The sequence below is a fragment of the Curtobacterium sp. L6-1 genome (assembly GCF_018885305.1).
Classification (GTDB): Bacteria; Actinomycetota; Actinomycetes; order Actinomycetales; family Microbacteriaceae; genus Curtobacterium; species Curtobacterium aetherium.
On the sequence record NZ_CP076544.1, the window covers coordinates 1,423,093 to 1,446,308 of the forward strand.

The window sequence follows — 23,216 nt, forward strand, 5'->3', positions numbered from 1 at the left end:
CTCCGTTCGGAGGAGCGGGCGTGTCGGATGGGTGCGGCGGGTGGTCCCGCCGGCGGGACCGGTCAGGAGGCCCGGATCACCGACTCCAGGTACGGCCGGCTCATCGCGCGGTACGCCTCGATGAGCGCCTCGTCCGGGTGCTCGCGGTCGACGTGGGCGCGCGCGAGGACGGCGTGTGCCGATTCGGCGAGCACGACCCAGGCCCGGCTGAGGGCCTCGGTCTGCGGGATGCCGAAGCGCTCGTGCATGACGGTGCCGACGGCCCCGCCGAGCGCGGCGAGTCGGTCGGCGTCCTCGTCACCGGCGGCGGCGACGTCGATGTCCGCGAACCGGATGGCCCGGAAGCCGGGCTCCGTGCGGTACATCTCGGCGGTCATCTCGACCAGGGCGTCACAGCCCTCCTGCCAGGTGGTGGCGCCGGAGGCGTCGATCGCCTCGAGGAAGCGGGAGGCCAGGCGCTGGGTGCAGCGGATCGCCAGGGCCTCGACGACGGCGATGCGGTCCGGGAAGTACCGGTAGACCGTGCCGATCGACGCACCGGCTCGCTCCGCGACCATGGCCGTCGTGAGCCGCTCGAAGCCGATCTCGTCGATGACCGCGGCGGCGGCGTCGAGCAGACCCGCGAGGCGCGCCGAGCTGCGGGCCTGGACCGGCTCGTTCCTGAGCAGTGGTGATCCCCCCGGCAGTGCGTTCGAAACCTCGGTGACGAGCACGTCTTCTCCTTCTCGCGGTGACCGCGGGCTGATGACTGAGACCGCAACTCTCCCAGAGACCGCCTTGGTCTTGGCTGCGATTCCCGGGGTGTCGGGCGGCGACCCGGGTTCTGGACACCCCCGCGTGGGATGATGACCGGATGCCCGAGACGACGCCTCCGGACCCTGCCGCGCCCCGGGAGACAACACCCGCACCACAGCGCGACGCCCGGTCCGTCGAACGCGAGCACGACCGCCGTGAGCAGGCTCCGTGGGGCATCCAGCAGTGGGAGACCGCGATCCCCGAGCCGATCCTGCACCGGGCGGCCCGCATCGAGGACTCCGTGCAGGAGTTCCGCGAGCAGCGTGCCCGTCGCCGCGGCCAGGTGCCCACCGTGATCCCCTACACAGGCTACGGCGCGCCGGGCTGGGTCCGGGTGCTCTGCCGGGTCCTGCTCACCCGCCGCGGCCTGGCCTCCGACGTCTCGTACTCCGGCGTCCGCGGGTGGCGCAGCTTCACGAGCGTGGCGGTCGACCACGCCGAGGTGACGATCACGGCCGGCGGCTCGACGCACACCGTCACGAGCGACCGCGGCGGCGTCGTGGACACCATCGTCCCGATCGACCTCGAGCCCGGGTGGCAGACGATCCGCCTGTCCGCCGGGGGCATGCGCGACGTCGACGCCGACGTCTTCGTGGTGCACCCGGACACCCGCTTCGGTCTGCTCTCCGACATCGACGACACCGTGATGGTGACGAGCCTCCCCCGCCCGATGCTGGCGGCGTGGAACTCCTTCGTGCTGACCGAGCACGCGCGGCGTCCGGTCCCCGGCATGTCGGTGCTGTACGAACGCGTCCTCGCGCAGCACCCGGGCGCGCCGACCGTGTACCTGTCGACCGGCGCGTGGAACGTCGCCCCGACCCTGCAGCGCTTCCTGACCCGGAACATGTACCCGTCCGGCACGCTCCTGCTCACCGACTGGGGCCCCACGCACGACCGGTTCTTCCGGAGCGGACAGCAGCACAAGCAGGACAACCTGCGGCGCCTGGCCCGCGACTTCCCGGACATCCAGTGGCTCCTGGTCGGCGACGACGGCCAGCACGACGAGCAGCTGTACGGCGAGTTCGTGCGGGAGCACCCGGACAACGTCGCCGCGGTGGCGATCCGGCAGCTGTCGACGAGCGAGGCCGTGCTCGCCGGCGGGCGGTCGCGCGCGCAGGAACGCACCCGTGACTCGACGAAGCCGTGGGTCTACGCCCCCGACGGTGCCGGTCTCTGGACCGAGCTCGGCCGGGTCGGGATCGCCGAGGTCGACTGAGGCGTCAGTTGTCGGCCGTCGGCCGTCGGCCGTCGGCCGTCGGCCGTCGGCGAATCGCACCGCCCGAGGCACTGCCGGGTGTGATCTGAACGCACCCTCAGCGCAGGTGGACACGGGGTCCGGGTGGTTCGATCGGGCCATGGACCAGCGCATCGAGGACCACGCCCTCATCGGGGACTGCCACACCGCCGCACTCGTCACCCGTGACGGCGACGTCGACTGGGCGTGCCTGCCCCGGTTCGACAGCGCCTCGACCTTCGCCGCACTCCTCGGCGACGAGCACGACGGCCACTGGTCGCTCCGCCCGACCGACCCCGACGCCACCTCGGTCCGACGGCACGACGGCGACTCGCTCGTCCTCTCCACCGTGTGGACGACCGCGACCGGCGTCGTCGAGGTCACCGACTTCATGCCCGTCGAGGCGCACCGGGCGACCATCGTCCGGCGTGTCCGCGGCCTCACCGGGACCGTGGAGCTGCAGCAGGTCCTCCGCATCCGGTTCGGGTACGGCGACGTCCTGCCCTGGATCCGGCAGGTCGGCGACGACGACGACCCCGTGCTCGTCGCCACCGCCGGTCCCGACGCCGTCGTCGTCCGCGGCCCGCGGTTCCGGGCCGACGACCACCGGCACGCCGCCACCACGACCATCGCCGACGGCGACGTCCTGGACACGACGCTCACCTGGTACCCGTCGCACCGGGAACCGCCGGAGCCGTTCGACGTCGACGTGGCGCTGCACCGCACCCGTGACTGGTGGCACGACTGGACCTCCCGGACCCGCGCCGAGGGGAAGTACGCGCCGGTCGTCCGGCAGTCCCTCATGTACCTGCGCGCCATGACCCACGCGGAGACCGGCGGCGTCGTGGCGGCCGCGACCACGAGCCTCCCGGAGGACCCGGGCGGCGAACGCAACTGGGACTACCGCTTCGTCTGGCTGCGCGACGCGTCGATGGCGCTCGCCTCGCTCATCGCCCACGGGTACCGCGACGAGGCGGCGGACTGGCGCGGCTGGCTGCTCCGCGCGATCGCCGGGGACCCGGACGACGTGCAGATCATGTACGGCATCGCCGGGGAGCGCGAACTGCCCGAGCGGACGCTCCCCCACCTGCGCGGCTACGCCGACTCGACACCCGTGCGGGTCGGCAACGGCGCCTACACGCAGTACCAGGGCGACGTCTTCGGCGAGGTGCTCTCCGCGCTGCACGACGCCCGCGAGCTCGGGGTCGAGGAGAACGCCGCCTCGTGGTCGCTGCAGCGCGCCCTGCTCGCCCACGTCGAGGAGCACTGGCAGGACCCGGACAACGGGATCTGGGAGATGCGGGGCCCGCGCCGGCACTTCACCCACTCGCGCGCGATGATCTGGGCGGCCTTCGACCGCGGGGTCGCCGCCTGCGAGGAGTTCGGACTCGAGGGTCCGGTCGAGCGGTGGCGCACCCTGCGCGACAGGGTCCGCGCCGAGATCGAGGAGCACGGCTGGAACGCCGAGCGCGGGTCGTACCGCCAGCACTACGACACCGACGAGGTCGACGCCAGCCTGCTCGTCCTGCCGCAGATCGGGTACTGCCGGCCCGACGACCCACGGATGCTCGGCACGGTCGCCGCCGTCGAGGAGGACCTGCGCGTCGGCGACGACGGCCTCGTCCTCCGCTACCGGACCTCGTCGGGCTTCGACGGCCTGCGCGGCGCGGAGCACCCGTTCCTGGCGTGCTCGTTCTGGCTCGTCGAGCAGTACGCCGGCTCCGGACGCCTGGCGGACGCCGAACGGCTCATGGACGTGCTCGTCGGCTACGCGAACGACCTCGGCATGCTGTCCGAGGAGGTCGACGTCGCCACCGGCCACCAGGTCGGCAACACCCCGCAGGCCCTGTCGCACCTGACGCTCGTCACCGCGGCGGACGCGATCGCCCGGGCGCAGGGCGCGGCCGCCGGCCACCGGACCCGGTCGCCACGACACGGCGGTGGGACCGCGAGCGTGTCGGGAGCTGGCGAGCGGGCGGGCCGGCCCGCCTGAGCGCCGTTCCGCCCCGCACAGCCCCGTTCCGCCCCGCCACACGGACGACGGGAGGCCCGGTGCCAGCTGGCACCGGGCCTCCCGTCGTCGTGGTGGAGGGTTCGTCACCGCGCCCGCGTCAGGACGCCGTCACGGCCTGCTCAGGAGGAGCTGACCCACTCGGCCGGGCCGCGCGACCCGGCGCGGTACTCCTCGAGCGGCACGTCGCCGGCCTTCCAGGCCGCCACGACGGGCTCGACGATCTCCCAGCAGCGCTCCGCGACGTCGCCACGGATCGAGAGCAGCGGGTCGTCGTGGAAGATGCCGTTGAGCACCTCGCCGTACGGGGTGAGCTCGCCGTCGTCGAACGACGACGACAGGGTGACCTGCCCCATCTCGAACGGGTTGCCGCCGCCGTTCGCCGACACCGACAGCTCGATCTCGTCGGGGTTGAGGACGATGCGCAGTGTGTCCGCCTTCGGACGACCGGACAGCCCGGAAGGCAGGCGCGTCACGGGCTTGAAGGTGATGAGGACCTCCTTGCGGCTGGCGCCGAGCGCCTTGCCGGAGCGGAGGGTGAAGGGGACGCCGGCCCAGCGGGCGGTGTCGACCTCGACCTCGATCTCGGCGAGGGTCTCGGTCTCGCGCGACGGGTCGACGCCGTCCTCCTGCTGGTAGGAGGGCAGCTCCTTGCCGTCGATCGTGCCGGCGGTGTACACCGCACGACGCGACGCGATGGTGGCGTCGTCGCCCTTGAGGCGGGTCGAGCGGAGCACGCGGGCGAGGGACGAGCGGAACTCGACCGAGTCGATCGCTGCCGGGGCGTCCATCGTCACGAGGGCGAGGATCTGCAGCAGGTGCGACTGGATCATGTCGACGAGTGCGCCGGCTTCGTCGTAGTACTGGGCGCGGTTCTCGAGGCCGAGGGTCTCGTCGTAGAAGACGTCGACCTTCTCGATGTTGTCGGCGTTCCAGATCGGCTCGAACAAGCGGTTCGCGAAGCGCAGGCCGATGATGTTGAGGACCGTGGTGCGACCGAGGAAGTGGTCGGTGCGGTGCACGCGCTCCTCGGGGACGAGCTCGAGGACCGTCTTGTTCAGCGCCTCGGCGCTGGCGACGTCGGTGCCGAAGGGCTTCTCGAACGCGAGGGTCGTGCCCTCGGGGAGTTCGACGTGCTGCAGCGCCTCGCAGATGTCGGACGCGATCTGCGGCGGCAGCGCGAAGTAGAGGATCGGCTCGGCCTCGGCGGCGTCGAGCAGGGCCTTCAGGTGCTCGGGGTCCGTCGGGTCACCCTGGATGAACTTCGTCGACTCGACGGTTGCGTCCACCTCGGGGCCGCTCACGTCCTGCGACGCGAACGACTTCGTGACGACGTCCTTCCACTGCTCCTCGCTGCGGGCGCTGCGGCCAGTGCCGATGAGCTGCACGGGGACGGACCGACCGCTCTGCAGGAAGGTACCGAGGCCGGGCAGGAGGAGGCGGGAGGCGAGGTCGCCCGTCGCGCCGAAGATGATGAGGGTGCGCTTGTCGGTCACCTGAGGTGACTCCTTTCGCTTGTGGACGGTCCGCTGGACCTCAGGCCGCGAACGTGCGGTCCTCAGAGCCCAAGGCCCATCGTGCCCGGGTTGTTCCCGGACGGTTCGGAGATGTGGCGGATGAGACGGGAGGGCGGTCGGACGGACGACCGCCGAGCGGGGTGGGCACCGGAGGGGCGACCTGCCCCGGACGCAGTTCGGGCGGCACCGAGATGGTGCCGCCCGAAGCGCGTGGGGTGCGGGTCAGTGCCCGAAGTTGCCGCGGTAGTACTCGTAGACCCAGCCGACGAGGGTCACCGCGACCAGCACGAGGCCGATCGGGACGATCCAGAGGCCGGCTGCGACACCGAGGAAGCAGACCGCGATGGCCGCAGCCAGGAAGATCGGCCACCACGACCACGGGCTGAAGTGCCCGAGCTCGGCGTCGCCGTCCTCGATGTTGGCGTCCTGGCGGTCCTCCGGGAGGACGCCGCCCTGGGCCGACATGACGCGGCCCAGGTAGAAGGCGATGAACGCCGACATGATGCCGGTCAGGCCGATCGAGAGGGTACCGACCCACTCGATGCTGCCGTAGTAGATCATCGACCAGATCGTGTACGCGGCGTCCGCGAGCACGAAGAAGACGAACAGGATCCAGAACAGATTGGTGTTGGCGCGCATGGCGTGTTACTTCACCTCGCCCTTCGCGGCGTCGTAGGTCGGGGCGTCGGGAGCGTCCTTCGCCGGGCCCACGCCGACCGGCACGCCGGCCTCGGGGTGGTTCAGGTCGAACGCCGGGGACTCGGAACGGATGCGCGGGATCGACGTGAAGTTGTGGCGCGGCGGCGGGCAGGAGGTCGCCCACTCGAGCGAGCGGCCGTAGCCCCACGGGTCGTTCACGGCGACCTTCGGTGCGTTCCGCGCGGTCACGTAGACGTTGAAGATGAACGGCAGGAACGAGATGCCGAGGATCATCGAGCCGATGGTCGACACCTGGTTCATCCAGGTGAAGCCGTCGTCCGGCAGGTAGGTCGCGTAGCGGCGGGGCATGCCCACGACGCCGAGCCAGTGCTGGATGAGGAACGTCGTGTGGAACCCGACGAACAGCAGCCAGAAGTGGATCTTGCCGAGACGCTCGTTGAGCATCTTGCCGGTGAACTTCGGCCACCAGAAGTAGAAGCCGGAGAACATCGCGAACACGACCGTGCCGAACACCACGTAGTGGAAGTGGGCGACGACGAAGTACGAGTCGGACACGTGGAAGTCGAGCGGCGGCGACGCGAGGATGACGCCGGTCAGACCACCGAAGGTGAAGGTGACGAGGAAGCCGATGGCCCAGAGGATCGGGGTCTCGAACGTCACCGAGCCGCGCCACATGGTGCCGACCCAGTTGAAGATCTTCACGCCGGTCGGGACCGCGATGAGCATCGTCATGAGCGAGAACCAGGGCAGCAGGACGCCACCGGTGACGTACATGTGGTGCGCCCACACCGTGACCGAGAGGGCCGCGATGGTGATGGTCGCGTAGACGAGGGTCTTGTACCCGAAGATCGGCTTGCGGCTGAAGACCGGGAAGACCTCGGAGACGATGCCGAAGAACGGCAGCGCGATGATGTAGACCTCGGGGTGCCCGAAGAACCAGAACAGGTGCTGCCAGAGCAGGGCGCCGCCGTTCGCGGGGTTGAAGATCTGGGCGTCGAACACGCGGTCGAGACCGAGGCCGAACAGCGCCGCCGCGAGGACCGGGAAGGCCATCAGGACGAGGAGGCTCGTCACGAGGACGTTCCACGTGAAGATCGACATGCGGAACATCGTCATGCCCGGCGCACGCATCGTGATGATCGTGGTGATGAAGTTGACCGCGCCGAGGATCGTCGAGAAGCCGGTCATCCCGAGGCCGAACACCCACAAGGTGCCACCGAGCCCTGGTGTGAACGTCGTGTCACTCAGTGGCGCGTAGGCGAACCACCCGAACGAGGCCGCACCCTGCGGGGTGAGGAAGCCACCGACGGCGATCGCGCTGCCGAAGAAGTACATCCAGAAGGCCAGGCCGTTCAGACGCGGGAACGCCACGTCCGGTGCACCGATCTGGAGCGGCATGATCGCGTTGGCGAAGCCGGAGAACAGCGGCGTCGCGAACATCAGCAGCATGATCGTGCCGTGCATCGTGAAGAGCTGGTTGTACTGCTCCTTGGTCGCCACGACCTGGAGCCCCGGCTCGAAGAGCTGCGCGCGGATGACGAGCGCCATGATGCCGGCGAGCAGGAAGTAGAGGAACGAGGTGATCAGGTACATGTACCCGATCGTCTTGTGGTCGGTGGACGTCGCCCACCGAACGATGATGTTGCCCTTGCGACCGACCTTCGACGCCTGGAAGTCCGGCGTCGAGGGCCTGGTGGTCGCCTGGCCGACGAATGACGTTGTCATTGAGACGCGCCCTTACTTCTTGTCGCTCGACGCCTCGGCAGGCGCCTCGTTGTTCGGCTGGTTCGTGTTGGTGTCGTACTCGTTGCCGAGCAGACCGACCTTGCCCTGGTCCTTGAGGGACGCGAGGTAGTCGTCGTACTCCGCCTGCGACACGACCTTCACCTGGAAGAGCATCAGCGAGTGGTACTCACCGCACAGCTCGGCGCACTTGCCCTGGAAGGTGCCTTCCTTCTGCGGGATGAAGTACTCGTAGTTCGTCTTGCCCGGGAGCATGTCCTTCTTGTAGAGGAAGTCGATGACCCAGAAGGAGTGGTTGACGTCGCGCGAGCTGAGCTCGATCTCGACCTTCTTGCCCACCGGCAGGTAGAGCGTCGGGAGCAGCGACTCGTCGACGGCCCCGCCGCCGTTCTCTTCTTCCTGGGCCTGGATGCCCTGGTAGTAGACGCTCTCGTCGGGGTTCTTCTTGTCGATGTAGTTGAAGTCCCAGCCCCAGCGCTTGCCGTAGACGTGCACGGTGGCGTCCGGCTGCGCGAAGGGCTTCTCGATCGCTTCCTGGTCCTTCGCGGTGAAGGCGAAGAAGCCGAGCACGAGGATCAGCGGCACGAGCGTGTAGAAGATCTCGAGCGGCATGTTGTACCGCATCTGCACGGGCAGGCCGGTCTGGCCCTTCCGGCGGCGGTACACGATGGCGGCCCAGATGATGAGCCCCCACACGATGAGGCCGACCGCCAGCAGGACGATCCAGCTCGTCGTCCACAGGCCGACGATGCGGCTCGTGTGGTTGGTGACGTCCTTCGTCTCCTCCGTGCCGGGGAGCCATCCGTTCATCTGCTGCTGCGTGCAGCCAGCCAGTGCGATGACCAGACCGACGGCCACCGGGACGGCCGCCCAACGTATACGGCGATTCGAACGCACTGTTACCTCTCGGAAAGACGTGGGCCGGGGACCAGTCGGCTGGCGACTGGCTGACGACGATCTCGTCGACGAGCACCACTGCCGACACGAGGCCGACGCATGGGTGGCTCCCAGCTTGGTTGGAACACTCCTAGCTTACTCGCAGCTGTCGACACCGAGCACACAACCGACACGCGTTGTGGACGGATCGAGGCCTGCGGAAGCCGGTTTCCCCTGGTCATCGGCACCTCAGTGCGGATGCGGGAACGCGAGCGGGGAGCGACCGTGTCGGTCGCTCCCCGCTCGCGTGTCGGATGACGCGGTGATCAGTGGAAGCTGTCGCCGCACGCGCAGCTGCCCTGCGCGTTCGGGTTGTCGATCGTGAAGCCCTGCTTCTGGATGGTGTCCTCGAAGTCGATCGTCGCGCCGTCGAGGTACGGGACGCTCATCTTGTCGACGACGACCTCGACCCCGTCGAACTCGGCCGTGGCGTCACCGTCGAGCAGACGCTCGTCGAAGTACAGCTGGTAGATGAGGCCCGAGCAGCCACCGGGCTGGACGGCGAGGCGCAGGCGCAGGTCGTCGCGGCCCTCCTGCTCGAGCAGGCTGGCGACCTTGGCCGAGGCCGCGTCGCTCAGCAGCACACCGTGCGACGTGGCGTCGGTCGCTGCTTCGGTCGTGATGGTGTCGCTCATCGGCGTCTCCCTCGCTGGCGGTGACGTTCACCGGCCGTCGCGTCGATTCTAGGCACGTCCACCGACCACTGGGACCCCAGCGCAGGACCTGTGCAGGACCGACGTCACGCGCGCCCCTGCAGCCGCGCCAGCAGGACGGCCTCGGACAGGACCGCGCGGTGCAGCACGCCGAGGTGCTGCGACTCGTTCGGGCTGTGCGCGCGGGTGTCCGGGTCCTCGACGCCGGTGACGAGGATCTGCGCCTCCGGGAACTCGGCGGCCAGGTCGGACACGAACGGGATCGAGCCGCCGATGCCCTGCTCCACGGGGTCCGCGCCCCAGCCCTCGGACATGGCGGTGCGCGCCTCCTGGACGGCCCAGCCGGACGCGTCCACGAGGAAGCCGTCGCCGGCGTCCACCTCGGTGAGCTCGAGCCGTGCACCGAAGGGCACGCGCTCCCGCAGGTGCGCCTCGACCGCGGCGAACGCCTCGGTCGCGACCTGCCCCGGGGCGACCCGGACCGACACGCGGGCGGCGACGGACGGCAGCAGCGTGTTCGACGCGTTCGCGACGCTCGGCACGTCGAGCCCGGTCACGGTGATCGACGGCTGGAACCACATGCGGGACAGCACCGGGCCGCTGCCGACGGGACGGGCGCCGTCGACGAGGGCGGCCTCGGCGGCGAAGTCGTCCTCGGACCGCTCGGGCACCGGGGCCTCGTGCGCCGTGAGACCGGCCACCGCCACCGCGCCGTCGTCGTCGTGCAGCGAAGCGAGGAGGCGCACCATCGGCATCATCGCGTCCGGCGCCGCTCCCCCGTACATGCCGCTGTGGCTGGCGTGCTCGAGGGTCGTGACGGTCATCTTGAAGGTCGTGTTGCCGCGGAGCGAGACCGTGATGGCCGGCATCTCGGTCGACCAGTTGTCGCTGTCCGCGACGACGATGACGTCGGCGGCCAGGTGCTCGCGCTGCTCTCGGAGGAAGGTGCGGAACGAGCGGGAGCCGAACTCCTCCTCGCCCTCGACGAACAGCACGACACCGACGTCCAGGTCGTCGCCGAACTGCGCGTGCACGGCACGGAGGGCCGCGACGTGCGTCATCACGCCGGCCTTGTCGTCCGAGGCGCCGCGGCCGTACAGCCGGTCGCCGCGCAGGGTCGGCTCGAACGGCGGCGTCTCCCAGAGCGCGTCGTCGCCCTGCGGCTGCACGTCGTGGTGCGCGTAGAGCATCACGGTCGGCCTGCCGTTCCGCGCCGGGCGTACGGCGAGGACCGCGGGCTGGCCGAGCTCGACTCCCTCGGCGGCACCGTCGGCCGGCGTGTCGCCCTCGACGGCGGAGCGCACGATCCGGACCTCGTCGAAGACCCCGGTCGAGCGCACCAGGTCCGCCACGGCCTCCGCGCTGCGCTGCACGTGCGCCGGGTCGAAGGCCGACCAGGACACCGAGGGGATGCGGACGAGGGCGGACAGGTCGGCGATCGTCGTCGGCAGGGCGCCGTGCACGTGCTCGCGCAGCGCCTCGAGCAGGGCGGGGTCGGTGGGAGGTGCCTGCGGCCCGGTGGTGGGGCCGTGCTTCTCGGAGTCGGTCATGGCCGGTAATCTAGAGGACGACCAGCAACGCAGAGCGCCGTTAGGAACCACCGTGGCGAAGGCATCACCCAAGACCAACGTGACCGTGAACCCCGGTGACGACGAGCTCGTCGCGCACGGCAAGGGTCGCCCCACCCCGTCGCGGCGCGAGCGCGAGGCCGCGAACCGTCGGCCGATCGTGGGCAACTCCCCCGCCGACAAGAAGGCCGCCCGGGCGCGTCTCAACAGCGACCGCGAGCGGGCCCGGGTCGGCATGGCGAACGGCGAGGAGCGCTACCTGCCCGCGAAGGACCGCGGAGAGCAGCGCCGGTTCATCCGCGACTTCATCGACGCCCGCTGGAACGTGGGCGAGGTCATGATGCCCGTGCTCGTGCTCTTCCTGCTGGTCGGGTTCATCGCCGCACAGACCGCCGCGGCCTCGTACTCGCTGCTGTTCGTCTGGGCCTTCGTCGTGCTCTTCGTGCTCGACTGCGTGGTGCTCTGGTTCGCGATGCGTCGGCGATTCACCGCCGCCGGCCAAGCGCTGCAGCGCGGCACGTTCCTCTACATCCTCACGCGGGCGTGGCAGCTGCGGTTCCTCCGCCTGCCGAAGCCCCAGGTCAAGCGCGGGCAGTACCCGACGCTCTGACACCCGCTGCGCTGCTCCCGCAGCACACGCACGAGCGCCGTCGACCCCCGGGTCGGCGGCGCTCTCGTCGTCCCCGGGGACGGTGGATCAGCGCCGGCGGAGGCGCTTCCGCCGCAGCCGGTTGATCCGCATCGCCCACGTCGGCCCCTCGTAGAGGAACGCCGTGTAGCCCTGCACCAGGGTCGCCCCGGCCTCGATGCGCGCCTGCACGTCCGCCTCCGACGTGACGCCGCCGACCGCGATGACGCAGAAGCCCGCGGGCACCGCCGCGCGGACCCGGCGCAGCACCGCGAGCGACCGGGCGGCGACCGGAGCACCGGACAGTCCCCCGGCGCCCATCGCCCGCACCTCGTCATCGGGCGTCCGGAGTCCGCCGCGCTCGATCGTCGTGTTCGTCGCGATGACGCCGGCGAGCCCGAGCTCCACCGCGAGTCCGGCGATCGCGTCGATCTGCTCGTCGGTCAGGTCGGGCGCGATCTTCACGAGCACCGGGGTGCGACCGGCCGCGTCGTGCACGGCGGCCAGCAGCGGGCGGAGCTGGTCGAGTTCCTGCAGCCCGCGCAGACCCGGGGTGTTCGGCGAGCTGACGTTGACCGCCAGGTAGTCGGCGAACGGTGCGAGGATCCGGGTGGACTCGAGGTAGTCCTCGACGGCGTCCTCCACCGAGACGACGCGGCTCTTGCCGATGTTGACGCCGATGACCGGACGCCCCGGGTTCCGTCGGGCCTTCTCGAGCCGGCCGGCGGCCTTCGCGGCGCCGTGGTTGTTGAAGCCCATCCGGTTGATCAGAGCCCGGTCGGCGATGAGCCGGAAGAGCCGGGGCCGTTCGTTGCCGGGCTGCGCGCGTGCGGTGATCGTGCCGACCTCGACGTGGCCGAAGCCGAGCACCCCGAGTCCGGTGATGCCCTTCGCGTCCTTGTCGAACCCCGCGGCGAGGCCGAAGCGCGACGGGAAGTGGATGCCCATCGTCGTGATGCCGTCCTCGGCGGAGGGCCGGGCGGAGCGCTCGATGGCGCCGGCGGCGAAGGGCACCTTGGGCAGCAGGCGGATCACCGCGAACGCCACGTGGTGCGCCCGCTCCGGGTCCATCTTCGCGAACACCGAGCGGAAGACGACCCCGTACCCGGCCCGCACGAGGGACTCGAGGCCGCTCACGCTCCCGCGCCGTCCGCCGTGCGCCCCGCTGCACCGTGGTGGTCGATGCGGAGCTGGCCGATCGCGTCCTCGAAGTCCTCGAGCGAGTCGAACGCCTGGTAGACGCTGGCGTACCGCAGGTAAGCGACCTCGTCGAGGTCCCGGAGCGGGCTGAGGATCGCCAGGCCGATGTCGTTCGCGTCGATCTGGCTCGCCCCGGAGGAACGCACGATCTCCTCGACGCGCTGCGCGAGCACCGCGAGGTCGGAGTCGGTCACCGGGCGCCCCTGGCACGCCTTGCGCACGCCGGAGATGATCTTCTCGCGGCTGAAGGGTTCGAGGACGCCGTTGCGCTTCACCACGCTCAGCGACGCGGTCTCGGTGGTCGAGAACCGCCGTCCGCAGTTCGGGCACTGACGACGACGACGGATGGAGGTTCCGTCGTCGCTCGTCCGGGAGTCGACGACGCGGGAGTCCGGGTGGCGGCAGAAGGGGCAGAACATGGCCCCCTCAGGCTAGCGGTTCGTGCGCTCCGACACGGCGGCACCGTGCGCCGGCAGCTGCTCCTCGGTCGAGAGCGCGACGATGTGCGGCACGACCTCGGCCAGGGCCGTCGCCGTGTACCGGACGACCTGCTGCGGGCGGAGGAACGTCGACGCGGACAGCCCGGCCCCGAAGCGCGCCTGGCCACCGGTCGGCAGGACGTGGTTCGACCCGGCCAGGTAGTCGCCGAGGCTGACCGGCGAGTGCGGTCCGACGAACGCCGCACCGGCGGCGTCGATGTCGGCCAGGACCGCGTCGTCGTCGGCGGTCTGGATCTCGAGGTGCTCCGGCCCGTACGCGTTGCTCACGGTCGCCGCGTCGGCCAGCGAGTCCACCAGCACGATCGCGGACTGCGGTCCGTCCAGGGCGGCCTGGAGGCGCGTCGCCGTCCCGAGCACCGCCGTGCGTTCCGGCACGGCCGCCTCCACCGCGTCGGCGAAGGACTCCGACGTCGTGACGAGGACGCTGCCCGCCTGCTCGTCGTGCTCGGCCTGGCTGATGAGGTCGGCCGCGACGTACCCGGCGTCCGCGGTGTCGTCGGCGATCACGAGGATCTCGGACGCGCCGGCCTCGGAGTCGATGCCGACGACCCCGCGCACCAGCCGCTTGGCCGCCGCGACGAAGTTGTTGCCGGGGCCGGTGACCAGGTCGACCGGCTCGAGCCCGATCTCGGCGACGCCGTACGCCAGCGCGCCGACCGCACCGGCACCGCCCATCGCGTAGACCTCCTGCACGCCGAGGAGCCCGGCCGCGGCGAGGATCGTCGGGTGCACCGCGCCGCCGTGGTCGCGCTGCGGCGGGGAGACGAGGGCGATCGACCCCACACCGGCGACCTGCGCGGGCACGACGTTCATGACGACGCTCGACGGGTAGACGGCCTTGCCACCGGGCACGTACAGCCCGACGCGGCGCATCGGCTGCCACCGCTGGTGCACCTCGGCCCCGTCGCCGAGGGTGGTCACGGACGCCGAGGGGACCTGGGCGGCGCTGGCGGCGCGCACACGTCGGATGGCCTCGTCGAGGGCGGCGCGCACGGACGGCTCGAGACCCGCGACCGCGGCGGCGATCTCGGCGGCGGGCACCCGGACGTGCTCGGGCGCTCCCCCGTCGAACCGTTCGGCCTGCTCGCGGAGCGCCGCGGCACCGTGCTCGCGGACGGCGTCGACGAGCTCCCGGGCGGCTGCCGTGGCGCTGCTGACGTCGCCGGTGGCGCGCGGCATGAGACGGAGGAGTTCGGCACGGGCCGGGAGGCCGCCGCGGAGGTCGATTCGCTGCATCATGAGGGCCCCGAGTCTACCGAGTGCGCCGTGCCGCGGCCCGGTCCGCACGCGGGGGCACCGCCCCGGTAACGTGAGGTCCGATGAACTTCGAGAAGGCTCGTCGGCTGGTCGCCGACCTCGTCCGCGTGAACGAGCGCTACGTCCGCGACGGGCACTACCGCAACGACGTCCGGGAGCGGCTCGGCCGCACGGTGTCCCGGGTCGACGTCGGTGTCGCGCGGCGGGAGCGCGACCGTGCGCCCCGCACCGCCCGCCCCTTCGAGGGGCTGGTGGAGACGAGCCTGGCACTCGCCGGCATCCGCACCGAGGACCGGGAGCCCGAGGTCGTGCTCGTCGTCGATGAACTGCGTGAGGGCGCGGCCTTCGCTGGTGTGCAGACCGCGCTGGCCGTCGCGCTCGGGCTCGGCGCCCGGCTGGGTCGGCGGGTCCGGGTGGTCATGGTCCGCTGGACGACGCCCGGCAACAGCACCGCGGCGGCCGAGGCCCTGATCGCCGACCGGTTCCCCGAGTCCCGCGTGGACGGGCAGCCCGGCGTGCGCGTGGTCCGGCGCGAGGACGTGCTCGACACCGTGTTCGGCACGGGCGACGTCTGGCTCGCGACGCACTGGAAGACCGCCCACCCGCTGGACGTGGCCGCCACCGCCGGGGTCGTGCCGCGTGACCGGGTCGTCTACCTCGTGCAGGACTACGAGCCCGGCTTCAGCCCGTGGTCGACCGAGTACGCCGTCGCCGCCTCGACCTACCGCGCCGGCTTCCGGATGCTCGTTAACTCCGAGCCCCTGCGTCGGTACCTGGCCGAGGTCGAGGGCATCGAGGTCGCCCCCGCCTGGACCTTCGCTCCGCACCTCGACGTCGAGCTGCTCGGACGCGTCGCCGCAGCGCGCCGCCCCGCCGCCGAGGACGGCGGCGTCGTCCGGGTCCTCTTCTACGGCCGCCCGAGCAAGCACCGCAACCTCTTCCGGCTCGGCGTCGCCGCGCTCCGCGTCGCCGTGCAGGAACTCGCCGACGACGGCCTCCGCGTCGAGTTCCACTCCGCCGGGGAGCAGCACGGCGACGTGGAGCTCGACGGCGGTCGCGGCGACACGAAGCTCGTGTCGCACGGCACGATGCCGTGGGACGACTACTTCCGGTTCATCGCCTCGACCGGGGTCGTCCTCTCGCTGCAGCACAGCCCGCACCCGAGCCACCCGCCGTTCGACGGTGCGATCTCCGGCGCACGCGTCGTGACGAACGAGTTCCGCGGCACCCGCGCCGCGCTCCACCCGAACCTCACCGCGGTGCCGGCGGACGCCCGCTCGCTCGGCCTCGCCGTCGCCGAGGCCGTCCGTCGGACCGCGGCGGCCGGACCCACCGGGTTCGTGCCGCTCGCCGACGGCGCGCTCGGCGGCCCGCTGGACACCGCCGTCGACGCGCTCGGCACCGCACTCGAAGCAGAGGACCGCACCCGATGACCCGCACCACCCTCGTCGTCGTCCCCGTGTACGGGGACCTCGAGTCCCTGCTGCGCTGTGTCGACGGGCTCGTCGAGCACCTCGACACCACCGTGCACCGGGTGCTCCTGGTCAACGACTGCGGCCCGGACGCCGACACGATCGAGCGGGCGCTCCTCGAGCGCATCGACGGCCGTGCGGGCTTCCGGTACGAGCGGAACGACCACAACCTCGGGTTCGTCGGCACCTGCAACCGCGCGGTGACCGAACTCGACACCGGCGCCGAGGCGGTCCTGCTCCTCAACAGCGACGCCGTGCCGACCGCGGGGTTCCTCGACGCGATGCTCGCGGTGCTCGACGAGGACCGCACCGGTGTCGTCACCGCCCGCAGCGACAACGCCACGATCGCCAGCATCCCCTACCGGCTGACGAACCGCGGCGCCGCCCGGACCGAGGCGCGGACCCGAGCGGTGTGGGACGAGGTCGCCCCGCTCCTGCCCGTCTCGCAGGTCCTCCCCGTCGCGATGGGCTTCTGCTTCCTCACCCGCCGCGAGCTGGTCACCGAGCACGGGCTCTTCGACGAGGCCTTCGCGCCCGGCTACGGCGAGGAGAACGACTACTGCCTGCGCATCGCCGCGCACGGCTGGCTCGCCAAGATCGCGAACCGCGCGCTCGTCCTGCACGCCGGCGGCAAGAGCTTCGCCGGCAACCGCACCGCCCTCCGCGCGGCGCACCAGCGCGAGCTGGAACGGCGCTACCCGTTCCTGCCCGACGCGGTGGCCGCCTACCAGCGGCACGGCACGACCGCGACGGAGCGCTTCGCCGACGTCCTCGTCCCCGCCGGCCCGACCCCGCGGCTCGCCGTGGACCTGCGGCTCGTCGCGGACCCGGACGGCCTGGTCGGAGCCGTCGACGCGGCCTTCGGCGACGGCTTCGCCGTGGAGGCGCGGCTCCCCGCCGGCACGTCGGCCCCGGCCACGTGGACCGTCACGGACGACGACCCGGACCCCGACGACCTCGTCACGGTCCAGGTGCTGGTCAACCCCACCCCCGGCGACCTCGTGGTCGCGAACCGTCGGGCCGCGTTCTGGGTGGTTGTGCGGACCGACGCGGCGACGGTGCCGTGGTCGTCGCCGCAGCACCGGGCGGGTGCGGACCGTGTCGTCGACCTCGTCCGGCCGTTCGCCGAGGTGGTGACGCCCGACGGCCTCGAGCGCGCCCGCGAGGCGGTCGATCGCGACGTGCTCGCGCCGCTCGACGGGACCTCCGCCGCCCTGGAACGCCGGTGGGCCGCGTTCCTGCCGCTCGACCTGGCCGCGGCCGAGACCGGCGCGGCACGCTCCGCCGGAGAGGTCGCACGTCTCCGCCGGGAGCTCGACGACCTGCGCGCCAGCCGGTCGTTCCGGACCGGCCAGGCCATCGCCAAGGTCGCCTCCCGTCTGCCGGGTCGCCGCTGATGGCGGACCGCGCCGGGCTCGGTCGCGTCGCACGCCGGTTCGCCCGCCAGCTGCGGGGCCCCGAGAAGCCGCTCACCGTCGCCGACCGGCTCGACCGCTGGGCCCGACGGATCACCGAGTTCGGCGTGCTCGACCGCGATTACCTCGAAGCGCAGACCGGCCGCACCTTCGCCTCGGACGACGAGGCGGTCTCCTTCTACGTGCACAACGACGGACAGCGAGGCCTGTCGCTCAGCCCGCTCGTCGAGCACGAGTGGATGCGCGAGCACCAGCCCGTCGCCGCGATGTCCTGGTACGACGCCCTGCACCAGGAGGGACCCGAGCTCTTCCAGACCGGCCCGCTCTTCGACGCCGGCGTGTACGCCGCCTCGGTGCCGGCGGCCGACCGGCCGACGTCGACGCTCGACGCGCTGCGGCACTTCCTGCGGGACGCGACGGACGCGACCGCGCTCCCCGTGCCTCCCGGCCGTCGCGGACCGGCACCGACCTTGGGTGCCGCCCGGGCAGCGGCCCTGGCCTCGGCGCACGCCTTCGCCGCCGCGCAGCACCGCACCCGGCGTCGCTACCGGTCATCGTGGGACGGACCGGACACCGCGACGGCGCTGGCCGCGTACCCGCGCGGCGCCGCACGGCGCGACACCGAGCAGCCCCTCGTCTCCGTCGTCCTGCCGGTGTACCGCCGGGGCGACGTCGTCGGCGCGGCGATCGACTCGGTCCTCGCCCAGCAGTACGCGAACTGGGAGCTCCTCGTCGTCGACGACGGCTCCGGCGACGACACGGTCGAGGTCGTGCGCGCCCGCGCCCGGGCCGACGACCGGATCCGCCTGCTCGAACGTGAGAACGGCGGTGCCGGCGCCGCCCGGAACACCGGCCTGGCCGCCGCCCGGGGCACGTTCCTCGCCTTCCTCGACGCGGACAACACCTGGCGTCCCGAGCACCTCACCGCGGCCCTCGCCGCCCTGCTCGAGACCGACGGCCCCGGCGTGCACACCGGCGTCCGGATGGTCGGCGCGAACAACGCCGACGACGCGACCGCGCCCACCGAGACCTACCGGGGCGAGGACGGCACCCACGAGGACCTGCTCGCCGGCAACTTCATCGACCTGAACGCCCTCGTCGTCCGTCGCGACGTCGCGGACGCCGTCGGACCCTTCGACGAGGACCTGCGCCGCTGGATCGACTGGGAGTGGCTGCTCCGCATCAGCGCGCACGCCGCCGTGCCCGCCCACGTCCCCGTCCTCGGCGTCGACTACGACAACGTGCGGGACCCGCGGCGCGTCTCGTCCGGGCAGCCGTCGTCGTGGCAGGAGGTCGTGCTCGCCCGTCACCGCATCGACTGGGACGCCCTCGCCGCCGCCGTGCCCGAGCGCGTCGCCGACCGGGTGTCGATCGTCGTACCGGTGTTCCGCGACTGGACGATGACCCGCCGCGCGGTGGACACCGTCCTCGGCGCTGCGGACCTCGACGGCGACGACGTCGAGGTGGTGCTCGTCGACAACGGCTCCCCCCGCTCCGTGTCCGCCGTGCTCGACGCCTGGTTCCGCGGCGACCCGCGCGTCGTGCTGCAGCGCGAGGACCGCAACCGCAACTTCGCCCTCGGCAGCGACCTCGGGCTCGCCCGGTCCACCGGCGCCACCGTCGTCATGCTCAACAACGACACCGAGGTCGGGCCGGGCTGGCTCCGACCGCTCGTCGCCGCCCTCGACGACCCCACCGTGCTCGGCGTGCAGCCGCTCCTCGTCTACCCGGACGGCGTCGTCCAGGCCGCCGGCACCGTGTTCGGCGGGGACAAGGTGCTGCCCTGGCACTTCCTCGGCGACCACCCGCGGTACGACGCGGACCGTGCATTCCGCAGCCCCGCCTCCCGGCGGACCACCGCGATCACCGCAGCCGCCGCGGCCTTCCGCGCCGCAGACCTGGTCCGCTGGCACGGGTTCGACCCGGTGTACGCGAACGGGCTCGAGGACGTCGACCTGTGCCTGCGCGCCCTCGCGCAGGCCGAGCCCGGCGCGGCCTTCCTCGTCGAACCGGCCTCGGTGGTCGTGCACCACGAGAGCCGGACGCCGGGACGCGACGACGCCCGCATCGACAACCGTCGGGTGTTCGACGAGCGGTGGCGCGGGCGCTACCCGGCGCCGGACGCGGCCGAGCGCTACGACGCCGCGGGCCTGCGGTACCTCGGGGTCGACCCGGGGCTGCCGAAGGGCCACGCGGTCATGGTGCGGTCCTCGCGCCCGGTCGTGGTGCGTGCCGACGGCGCAGCGACCGGCGATCGGCGGACGCGCCTCCGCGTCGCCGTCAAGCACGACGGCAGCCGGGTCGCGGACGTCACCGCGCTCGTGACGGCACTCCACACCGCCGGGCACGACGTGCAGGTCGACATGCCGACGTCCTGGTACCGCGGCTCGAGCGGCCTGGACGACGTGACCGTCCTGGTCGCCGGTGCCGGGGCCGCCTGGGTCCCGCAGCCGGGTGCGCGCAACACGGTGTGGCTGGCGGCGGGCCAGGTCGTGCGCGACGGGGACCACGCGGTCGTCGTGCCGGGGACCGAGGACGCGGACGCCGTCGTCCGGGCCGTGACGACTGTCCCCTGAAAGCAGGCTTGTCGATCGTTCACCGCCTTCCGAGGCGGGCGATGCCTGCTGTTCACCTCGGACGCGCATGCTCAGGTCATGTCGCTCCTCTCCGATGTGATCCGGTCGACCTCCTCGACCCAGTGCGTCGTCTGCGGTGCGGTCATCAGCAAGCGCGACGCGCTCGGCCACGACGGACTGGCGTTCTGCTCGGTCCTCCACGAGGCCGAGCACATCGTGGCGACGCTCGACTGACCGTCCCCCGTAGGATCGGGCCGTGCCCGATCGCCAGCTCGCGGTGTTCCCCGCATACCGCGACAACCCCTACCTGAACCTGATGCTCCTCGCGCCCCGCGCCCGCGGCTGGGACGTGCTGGAGAGCCTGCGCACCGAGGTGCTCGAGCAGCACCTCGCCCGACTCGGCAGCGGGGACGTGTTCCACATGCAGTGGACGGCGCCGATCGTGCAGCGCGCCGACGACGCGGCCGAGGCGCGGGCCCGGCTCGACCGCTTCCGCAGCGCCGTCGACGGGGCCCGCGGACGGGGCGCCCGGCTGGTGTGGACGGTGCACAACGTCCTGCCGCACGACGCACGGCACCTCGAGCTCGAGCTGGAGCTGAACCGGTACCTGGCTGGGGCGGCGGACGTGGTGCACGTCATGAACGTGGCGACGGCGGAGGCGGTCGCCGAGCACTACGCCATCGACCCCGCGACAGTCGAGCACGTGCCGCACCCGAGCTACCAGGGCGTGCACCCGGACACCGTCACCCGCGCCGACGCCCGTGCCTCGTTCGGTCTGGACGACGCGGACCTCGCCGTCCTCGCCTTCGGCCAGATGCGGCCCTACAAGGGGCTGGACGTCCTGGTCGACGCCGTCCGACGCCTGCCCGCCGAGCGTCGACCGGTCCTGCTGCTCGCCGGCCGGACCACGGCGGACGACCGCGCGACGATCGACGGGCTGCTCGCCGACGGCACGCTCGGCGACGTCCGGGCCGTCCGTGAGCACGACCACGTCCACGACGGCGAGGTCCAGCGCTGGTTCCGGGCGGCCGACGTCGCCGTGTTCCCTTACCGACGCGTGCTGAACTCGGGAAGCCTGCACCTGGCAGCCTCGTTCGGCCTGCCCGCCGTCCTCCCCGCCGAGCCGCACCTGCTCGCCGAGTTCGGAGACGAACCGTGGATCCGCTGGTTCGACACCGCCCAACCGGCCGCGTCGATCGCCGCGCTCCTCGGCGACGGCGCCGTGGTCCACGACGGCCCGTCCCGCGACGAGGGGGCCCGGACCGCCGCCGCGTTCAGCCGACGGCTCGCGCCGTTCCCGGTCTCACGTCGGTACGCCGACCTCCTCGACGAGGTCGCCTCGTCGGCCTGACGGGTCAGCGCAGGCGGCGCGCCACGCGGCGGAGCGCCGAGGCGAGTCCCCGCTCCGGAGCGGCGCGTCGGTCCACCAGGAACCGCCAGCCGTCCCGGCGGTCGGCGAGGGGCTGCAGCGGTGCCGTCGGAGGGAGCGGCGGGAGCGGCATCCGCGCGGTCACCACCGGGAGCCGGACGTCCGCCACGGCGGCGACGACCGAGACCGTGTGCCGACCGGCGGGCAGGCTCACCCCGTCGACGTCCGCGCGCCACCGCCCGGCGGCCGTGTCGGTCGTGAGCGGGACGCGGACCGCGCCGTCCGAGAGCACGAGGGTCAGGCCGGGAGGCACGGTGTCGGTCCGCAGCGGCCCCGTCAGGACCAGCCCTGCCGCCGTCGGCTCCGCGCCGTCGACGACCAACGGCACCACGTGGCGGAGGCGAGCAGCGTCCGCGACGTCCTGCGGGCCTCCCGACCGGACCGCCTCGGCCATCACACCGACGAGACCGTCCGCGTCCGACGGGAGCGGCAGGTCGCGGAGACGCGGTGTCCAGGCGGCGACGCGCTCCGGGTCGGCCGCGTCCGCGGTGTTGACGAGCGCGGGCAGGAGACCGTCCGCCACGAGTGCGGCCACGTCCTCCGCGGCCGTCTTCCCCGACGTCTGCAGGGTCGAGAGCGCCACGGTCCAGGCGTCGGCCCGCTCGGTGGGGTCGTCGGTCGCGGTGCCCCGGACGAAGCGCTCCGCGACGTCCCACGCGTCGGCCAGGACGAGCAGCCACAGCACGCGCCGGTGCGGTGCGACCGTCGCCAGGCCGCCCCTCCCGACCGCGGCGACCAGTGGTGCGAGTGCGGCGGCCACGAGGCGCGTCGCCTCCGCGTCGGGGTCCGTCAGCAGGAACCGGTGCAGGTGGGCCCAGCCGTCGGCGTCGAGCACGACCTCGGCGTGCTGACGACGCAGCGCGGGGTCGCCGGCGACCAGGTCGGCGCACCGGAGCTCCTGCTCGAGGTACCGCGCCGTGACAGCGGCGTCGGCACGCAGCGACAGGGAGGACGTGTCGCCGCGGTCGCGGTACAGGTAGACACACGCCGGGACGACGTCGACGCTGGTCGCCACCGTGACGGCCCGGGTCATCGGCTCGATGTCCTCGACGCTCGGGACCTCCGGGAACCGGAGGCCGGCGCGGTCCCACGAGGACCGACGGAACATCCGGTTCCAGCAGGCGCGACCGGACAGCAGGGCAGGCGCCTCGGCGGGCGTGACGGTGCGGGTCGGACCGTCGAAGAGGTGCCACCGCGCGGTCGGGCTCCACGTCGCCGTCGGTGAGAACTTCAGGTGGTCGCCGACCACCATGTCCGACCCGCTCGCGGTGATCGTCTCGAGCATCGTCCGGTAGGCCCCGTCGGGGACGATGTCGTCGGCGTCCGCGAAGACGAGGTACTCCCCCGTGGCGGCGGCGACGCCCTCGTTGCGGGCTGCGGCGGCGCTGCCGGCCCGGGACGACAGCAGCCGGACGCGGGGGTCCGACGCTGCGGCGGCGGCCACGATCGCCGCGGTGTCGTCGGTGGAGCCGTTCTCGACGACCAGGACCTCCATCGACTCGACGTCCTGGGCGAGGACGCTCTCGAGGAGCTCGGCGATCCAGGGGGCACTGTCGTGGGCGGGGACGACGACGGACAGGGACATGCTGACCTCCAACTCGTTCCCGGACCACTCACGACGT

19 protein-coding genes are annotated in these 23,216 nt (G+C 72.3%); 8 read left to right on the plus strand and 11 right to left on the minus strand.

Annotated elements, in window-relative coordinates:
• Positions 1-62 precede the first annotated feature (62 nt).
• Positions 63-713: a TetR/AcrR family transcriptional regulator gene (locus KM842_RS06565; RefSeq protein WP_216261658.1), complete on the minus strand. Its 651-nt coding sequence runs from the start codon at positions 711-713 to the stop codon at positions 63-65.
• A gap of 140 nt (positions 714-853) precedes the next feature.
• Here KM842_RS06565 and KM842_RS06570 point away from each other — a divergent pair, with 140 nt between their 5' ends.
• Entirely contained in the window at positions 854-2,011 is a 1,158-nt protein-coding gene (locus tag KM842_RS06570; protein WP_216261659.1) for an App1 family protein phosphatidate phosphatase, read from the plus strand.
• Between the two features lie 106 nt (positions 2,012-2,117).
• A complete protein-coding gene (locus KM842_RS06575; protein ID WP_301183818.1) occupies positions 2,118-4,022 on the plus strand; it encodes a glycoside hydrolase family 15 protein in 1,905 nt (634 codons plus the stop codon).
• A gap of 140 nt (positions 4,023-4,162) precedes the next feature.
• On the opposite strand, the gene KM842_RS06580 is transcribed toward KM842_RS06575, so the two are convergent.
• From KM842_RS06580 to KM842_RS06605, 6 genes are all read right to left on the minus strand, one after another.
• Positions 4,163-5,536 (minus strand): glucose-6-phosphate dehydrogenase, encoded by a 1,374-nt coding sequence (locus KM842_RS06580; protein WP_216261661.1) that lies wholly within the window; start codon positions 5,534-5,536, stop codon positions 4,163-4,165.
• Between the two features lie 243 nt (positions 5,537-5,779).
• Positions 5,780-6,196 carry a cytochrome c oxidase subunit 4 gene (locus KM842_RS06585; RefSeq protein ID WP_216261662.1) on the minus strand — a complete coding sequence of 139 codons (417 nt, stop codon included), beginning with the start codon at positions 6,194-6,196 and terminating at the stop codon, positions 5,780-5,782.
• 6 nt (positions 6,197-6,202) lie between these two features.
• Complete coding sequence (gene ctaD, locus KM842_RS06590) at positions 6,203-7,942, minus strand: aa3-type cytochrome oxidase subunit I (protein ID WP_216261663.1); 1,740 nt, start codon at positions 7,940-7,942, stop codon at positions 6,203-6,205.
• A gap of 12 nt (positions 7,943-7,954) precedes the next feature.
• Positions 7,955-8,857, minus strand: coding sequence for an aa3-type cytochrome oxidase subunit II (ctaC, locus tag KM842_RS06595; RefSeq protein WP_216261664.1), 903 nt, complete (start codon positions 8,855-8,857; stop codon positions 7,955-7,957).
• A 305-nt stretch (positions 8,858-9,162) separates the two neighbouring features.
• Complete coding sequence (locus KM842_RS06600; protein WP_111053050.1) at positions 9,163-9,531, minus strand: HesB/IscA family protein; 369 nt, start codon at positions 9,529-9,531, stop codon at positions 9,163-9,165.
• A gap of 104 nt (positions 9,532-9,635) precedes the next feature.
• Positions 9,636-11,099, minus strand: a complete 1,464-nt coding sequence (locus KM842_RS06605) for a dipeptidase (protein WP_216261665.1) — start codon at positions 11,097-11,099, stop codon at positions 9,636-9,638.
• Between the two features lie 52 nt (positions 11,100-11,151).
• Between KM842_RS06605 and KM842_RS06610 the strand changes: the two genes are divergently transcribed.
• Positions 11,152-11,727 carry a DUF3043 domain-containing protein gene (locus KM842_RS06610; RefSeq protein WP_253206281.1) on the plus strand — a complete coding sequence of 192 codons (576 nt, stop codon included), beginning with the start codon at positions 11,152-11,154 and terminating at the stop codon, positions 11,725-11,727.
• An 87-nt stretch (positions 11,728-11,814) separates the two neighbouring features.
• On the opposite strand, the gene KM842_RS06615 is transcribed toward KM842_RS06610, so the two are convergent.
• From KM842_RS06615 to hisD, 3 genes are read right to left on the minus strand one after another with little or no spacing between them, the layout of a single operon-like run.
• Entirely contained in the window at positions 11,815-12,882 is a 1,068-nt protein-coding gene (locus KM842_RS06615) for a quinone-dependent dihydroorotate dehydrogenase (RefSeq protein WP_216261667.1), read from the minus strand.
• Positions 12,879-13,364: a transcriptional regulator NrdR gene (gene nrdR, locus KM842_RS06620; RefSeq protein ID WP_216261668.1), complete on the minus strand. Its 486-nt coding sequence runs from the start codon at positions 13,362-13,364 to the stop codon at positions 12,879-12,881. Before nrdR ends, KM842_RS06615 begins: the two co-directional genes overlap by 4 nt.
• Positions 13,365-13,376: 12 nt before the next feature.
• Positions 13,377-14,684, minus strand: coding sequence for a histidinol dehydrogenase (gene hisD, locus KM842_RS06625; RefSeq protein ID WP_216261669.1), 1,308 nt, complete (start codon positions 14,682-14,684; stop codon positions 13,377-13,379).
• A gap of 80 nt (positions 14,685-14,764) precedes the next feature.
• Here hisD and KM842_RS06630 point away from each other — a divergent pair, with 80 nt between their 5' ends.
• The 5 genes from KM842_RS06630 (at position 14,765) to KM842_RS06650 (ending at position 21,516) form a co-directional block, all read left to right on the plus strand.
• Positions 14,765-16,135 carry a rhamnosyltransferase WsaF family glycosyltransferase gene (locus tag KM842_RS06630; RefSeq protein ID WP_216261670.1) on the plus strand — a complete coding sequence of 457 codons (1,371 nt, stop codon included), beginning with the start codon at positions 14,765-14,767 and terminating at the stop codon, positions 16,133-16,135.
• The gene (locus KM842_RS06635) at positions 16,132-17,571 is read left to right on the plus strand and encodes a glycosyltransferase family 2 protein (protein WP_216261671.1); all 1,440 of its coding nucleotides are present in this window, start codon (positions 16,132-16,134) and stop codon (positions 17,569-17,571) included. The genes KM842_RS06630 and KM842_RS06635 overlap by 4 nt, the downstream gene beginning before the upstream one ends.
• On the plus strand, positions 17,571-20,165 hold the full coding sequence (locus KM842_RS06640; protein ID WP_216261672.1) for a glycosyltransferase: 2,595 nt from the start codon (positions 17,571-17,573) through the stop codon (positions 20,163-20,165). The genes KM842_RS06635 and KM842_RS06640 overlap by 1 nt, the downstream gene beginning before the upstream one ends.
• A 78-nt stretch (positions 20,166-20,243) precedes the next feature.
• Positions 20,244-20,399 (plus strand): hypothetical protein, encoded by a 156-nt coding sequence (locus KM842_RS06645; RefSeq protein WP_216261673.1) that lies wholly within the window; start codon positions 20,244-20,246, stop codon positions 20,397-20,399.
• Between the two features lie 22 nt (positions 20,400-20,421).
• Positions 20,422-21,516, plus strand: a complete 1,095-nt coding sequence (locus tag KM842_RS06650) for a glycosyltransferase (RefSeq protein ID WP_216261674.1) — start codon at positions 20,422-20,424, stop codon at positions 21,514-21,516.
• A gap of 4 nt (positions 21,517-21,520) precedes the next feature.
• Here the strand turns inward: KM842_RS06650 and KM842_RS06655 are convergent, their stop codons facing one another.
• Positions 21,521-23,179, minus strand: a complete 1,659-nt coding sequence (locus tag KM842_RS06655) for a glycosyltransferase family 2 protein (RefSeq protein WP_216261675.1) — start codon at positions 23,177-23,179, stop codon at positions 21,521-21,523.
• Between the last annotated feature and the right edge of the window lie 37 nt (positions 23,180-23,216).

Bases quoted from the DNA above. Each gene is read 5' to 3' on its own strand.
- KM842_RS06570 (WP_216261659.1), top strand. From the start codon at position 854: ATGCCCGAGACGACGCCTCCGGACCCTGCCGCGCCCCGGGAGACAACA.
- KM842_RS06630 (WP_216261670.1), top strand. From the start codon at position 14,765: ATGAACTTCGAGAAGGCTCGTCGGCTGGTCGCCGACCTCGTCCGCGTG.
- KM842_RS06640 (WP_216261672.1), top strand. From the start codon at position 17,571: ATGGCGGACCGCGCCGGGCTCGGTCGCGTCGCACGCCGGTTCGCCCGC.
- KM842_RS06645 (WP_216261673.1), top strand. From the start codon at position 20,244: ATGTCGCTCCTCTCCGATGTGATCCGGTCGACCTCCTCGACCCAGTGC.
- KM842_RS06655 (WP_216261675.1), bottom strand. From the start codon at position 23,179: ATGTCCCTGTCCGTCGTCGTCCCCGCCCACGACAGTGCCCCCTGGATC.
- KM842_RS06600 (WP_111053050.1), bottom strand. From the start codon at position 9,531: ATGAGCGACACCATCACGACCGAAGCAGCGACCGACGCCACGTCGCAC.
- hisD (WP_216261669.1), bottom strand. From the start codon at position 14,684: ATGATGCAGCGAATCGACCTCCGCGGCGGCCTCCCGGCCCGTGCCGAA.
- nrdR (WP_216261668.1), bottom strand. From the start codon at position 13,364: ATGTTCTGCCCCTTCTGCCGCCACCCGGACTCCCGCGTCGTCGACTCC.
- KM842_RS06605 (WP_216261665.1), bottom strand. From the start codon at position 11,099: ATGACCGACTCCGAGAAGCACGGCCCCACCACCGGGCCGCAGGCACCT.
- KM842_RS06635 (WP_216261671.1), top strand. From the start codon at position 16,132: ATGACCCGCACCACCCTCGTCGTCGTCCCCGTGTACGGGGACCTCGAG.
- KM842_RS06585 (WP_216261662.1), bottom strand. From the start codon at position 6,196: ATGCGCGCCAACACCAATCTGTTCTGGATCCTGTTCGTCTTCTTCGTG.
- ctaD (WP_216261663.1), bottom strand. From the start codon at position 7,942: ATGACAACGTCATTCGTCGGCCAGGCGACCACCAGGCCCTCGACGCCG.